This is a genomic window from Pseudomonas cichorii (assembly GCF_003700275.1).
Taxonomy (GTDB): Bacteria; Pseudomonadota; Gammaproteobacteria; order Pseudomonadales; family Pseudomonadaceae; genus Aquipseudomonas; species Aquipseudomonas cichorii_B.
This window is the reverse complement of sequence record NZ_RBRE01000043.1, coordinates 1-3894: the sequence shown is the minus strand read 5'-3', so window position 1 is coordinate 3894 and position 3894 is coordinate 1. Positions and strand designations below refer to the sequence as shown.

Annotated in this window: 1 protein-coding gene; it reads right to left on the bottom strand. The window is 61.1% G+C overall.

Going from position 1 to position 3894, the window contains the following annotated elements; all coding sequences use genetic code 11:
* On the bottom strand, window positions 1-3894 hold a 3894-nt coding region (locus ALQ04_RS12440; RefSeq protein WP_147466593.1), incomplete at both ends, for a condensation domain-containing protein.

The following is a 3894-nucleotide window of genomic DNA, read 5'->3' as shown; positions in this document are numbered from 1 at the left end:
CCGCCGAAGATCACCGAACGCAAGGCCAGCGCTTGATCGCTGTCGCAAGCTACGCGCATCAACTGCTTGAATGCTGATGGCGTCTGGTTCAGGACCGTGACCTGCTCCTGCACCAGCAAGGCATGGAAATCTTCCGGCGAACGGCTCACTTCGCGGGGCACGATCACCAGACGTCCGCCATGCAACAGCGCGCCAAAAATCTCCCACACCGAGAAGTCAAAGGCGTAGGAATGGAACAGGGTCCAGACGTCCTGTTCACCGAACTTGAACCACTCATCGGTGGCGGCAAACAGGCGCATCAGGTTGTGATGCGGCAGCAGCGTGCCTTTCGGCTTGCCGGTGGAACCCGAGGTGTAGATCACGTAGGCCAGGTTATCCGGTGTCGTCAGATTGACCGGGTTGCTCTCGGCATAACCTTGCAGTGAATCGTTCAGCGACAGCACCTGGAGTTGCGCAGGAACCGGTAGCCGTTCGCGCAGATGATCCTGGCTCAGCAACAGGGCAATGCCGCTGTCGTCCATCAGATAGTTCAAGCGCTCCTGCGGCGAATCCGGGTCCAGCGGCACATAGGCGCCACCGGCCTTGAGGATTGCCAGCAGGCCGACGACCATTTCCAGGCTGCGCTCCACTGCCAGACCGACCCGCACATCCGGGCCGACGCCCTGCTCGCGCAGTTTGTGGGCCCACTGGTTGGCGCGGCGGTTGAGCTGTTCGTAGCTCAATTGCTCGCCGTTCAGGCTCAGGGCAATCGCCTGTGGTGCGCGGGCAGCCTGGGTTTCGATCATCTGATGAGCGCATTGCTCGCCTGGCCAGGCCTGCACGACTTGCGTCCAGCCGACTGGCAGCGCCAGCTCACCCAGGCAAGCAGACGGTGCAGTGCACAGGCTTTGCAACAAGTGATCGAAATGGCTCGCCAGTTGCGCCACGCTTTCGGCAGCGAAGTGCTGGCGATCGTAGCTGAAGCGCACCGACAGGACTTCGGCGGCTTCGACCACCAGCGTCAGCGGGTAATGCGCCTGCTCCTGATTGTGCAGACCACTGAACGCCAACCCTGCCGGAGCCTGTTGCAGGGCCTCGGACATCGGGTAGTTCTCGAACACCAGAATATTGTCGAACAGCGCTTCGCCAGCACTGGCAGCCAGACGCTGGATTTCGTACAACGGCGTATGTTCGTACTCGCGCAGGGCGAGGTTTTTCGCCTGCACCTGCTGCACCCAGTCGGCCACCGTCTGCTCGGGACGCGGGCTGGCGATGACCGGCAAGGTGTTGATGAACAGGCCCAGTTGCTCTTCGACACCCGGCAGATCCGCCGGACGCCCGGCAACGGTTGCGCCAAAGGTCACGCTGGATTGCCCGGTATAACGCTGCAACAGCAACAGCCAGGCTGACTGCACCAAGGTGTTGAGGGTCACTCGCTGCTCACGGGCAAATTCGCTCAGACGCTGGGTGCCCGCCGCATCGATCAGATGGAAATAGTCGCCATGGCCCTGGCCGCTTGCGCTCGACTTGAGCGCCTGGACCAGACGGGTTGGTTCATCCAGTTGCGCCACTTGCGCGGTCCAGAAGCGTTCGCTGGCTTGTGCGTCCTGGCGTTGCAGCCATTCGATATAGTCGCGATAACGGCCACTCTGTTGCGGCATCGGCTGGCCGCTGTAACGTTGCAGGACTTCGCCCAGCAGACGCGAACTGCTCCAGCCATCCATCAGGATATGGTGGCTGGTATAGATCAGGTGATGGCTATTCTCGCCAGTGCGCAAGACCGCCAGACGCAGCAGCGGACCCCGGGTCAGATCGAAGCCTTGCTGCCGGTCTGCCTGTGCCCGCTCATCCAGCCACGCGCTGTGCTGGCCACGGGCATCCAGTTCGACAAAGGGCACGACGGCCTGACGCTGCACCACTTGCAGCGAGTGTTCAAGGTGGCTGACGAAGGCGCTGCGCAGTACTTCATGGGCATCCACCGTTGCCTGCCAGGCGGCCTGGAAACGGGCGACGTCCAGACCGCTGACATCGACCCGCAACTGGTTGATGTAGTTGCCCGCTTCCTGCTCGAACAGGGTGTGGAACAGCATGCCTTGCTGCATCGGTGACAGCGGGTAGATATCGTCGATATTCCCCGCTGCAACCGGCAAGCGCTGCAGTTGCGCCTGATTCAGGACCGCTAGCGGGAAGTCCGATGGCGTCACACCCGACTGGCCATCGAGACAATGTTCGATTACCTCGGCCAGCGCCTGCTCGTAGTGACGAGCCAGAGCCTCGATGGTCGAAACCTGATACACCTCGGCACTGAAAGCCCAATCCATCTGCAACTGGCCATCGAAGACCTGACCGTTGATGCTCAGCCAGTTGCTCAATGGGCCATCGGCACTCAAGGCCAGACCGGTGCTTTCCGAACCCGGAATAAACAAGGCGCCATCGCGCTCATTGAAGCTGCCGTCGAATTGTCCGAGGTAGTTGAAAGTCACTTGCGCCTGAGGCAAGGCGGCCAGTTCACGCTTGCCGGACTCATCACCCAGATAGCGCAGCAGGCCGTAACCGATACCCTTGTTCGGCACGGCGCGCAGTTGTTCCTTGATGCTGCAGATGCTGGCGCCTGTTTGCGGTTGCGGGGTGAGCCTGACCGGGAACAGGCTGCTGAACCAGCCCACGGTACGACTCAGGTCGATATCCTCGAACAGGTCTTCACGGCCATGGCCTTCCAGCTGGATCAACACCGATGGCTGCTGGCTCCACTGACACAGAACCTTGGCCAGGGCGCTCAACAACAGATCATTGACCTGAGTACGATAGGCAGTTGGCGCCACTTTCAGCAGTTTGTGAGTGAGGTCCTTGCTCAGCCAGGACGAAGCATGGGCAACGTCGCGATTGCGCTGTGAACCTTCGGGGTTATCACGTGGCAACGGCTGGTTATCGCCGCTGAGCGTTTGCAGCCAATAATCACGTTCGGCGACCAGGGTTTCGCTGGCGGCATAACGCTGCAACTGCCCGGCCCAGGCCTTCAGCGAACTGGTTTTGGCTGGCAGTGCCAGAGACTTGCCGCTATCCAGCGCGCTATAGGCCTGTTGCAGGTCTTCCAGCAGCACCCGCCAGGACACGCCATCCACCACCAGGTGATGAATCACCAACAGCAAGCGCTGTTCACCTTGCGGCAGGTTGACCAGCAGCGCACGCAACAGCAGGCCGTTTTTCAAATCCAGGCTGCGCTGGGCTTCGTCGGCCAGTTCACTCAGGCGCGACAGGTCATTGAGTTCGTGAACCCACAGCAGGTCACGTCCGGTGTGCGGCCCGAAAGTCGCCTGCCATTGGCCATCCTGTCGGGCAAAGCCCAGACGCAAGGCGTCGTGCTGTTCGATCAGCGCCTGCAACGCCGCCTGCAAATGCACAGCCTCCAGCAGACTGGTGGGCTTGAGCATTACCGCCTGGTTCCAGTGATGCCGCTCCGGAATATCCAGCTCGAAGAAGCGTGCCTGGATCGGCAGCAACGGCAGGCTGCCGCCGACCTGTTCGACCATCGCTGCGGGTTTCTTCTGGATCAGTTTGGCCACCGTCGCCAACTGGGCGATGGTCTGTTTCTCGAACAGTTGCTTGGGGCTCAGCTTGAGGCCCTGGCGCTTGGCGCGGGCGATGATCTGCAGGCTGAGAATCGAGTCGCCACCCAGCACGAAGAAGTTGTCGGTACTGCCGACTTTCTCCAGTTTCAGTACATCGGCCCATACCGCCGCGAGTTTTTCCTCGATCTCGCCCACCGGCGCGGTGTAGCGCTGCTTGACCACGCCCGGCTTGGGCAGCGCACGCTTGTCCAGTTTACCGTTGGCGGTCAGTGGCAAACGCTCCAGCACCACAAACTGTGCAGGCACCAGGTATTCCGGCAGGCAAGCGCTCAGTTGTTCGCGCAGG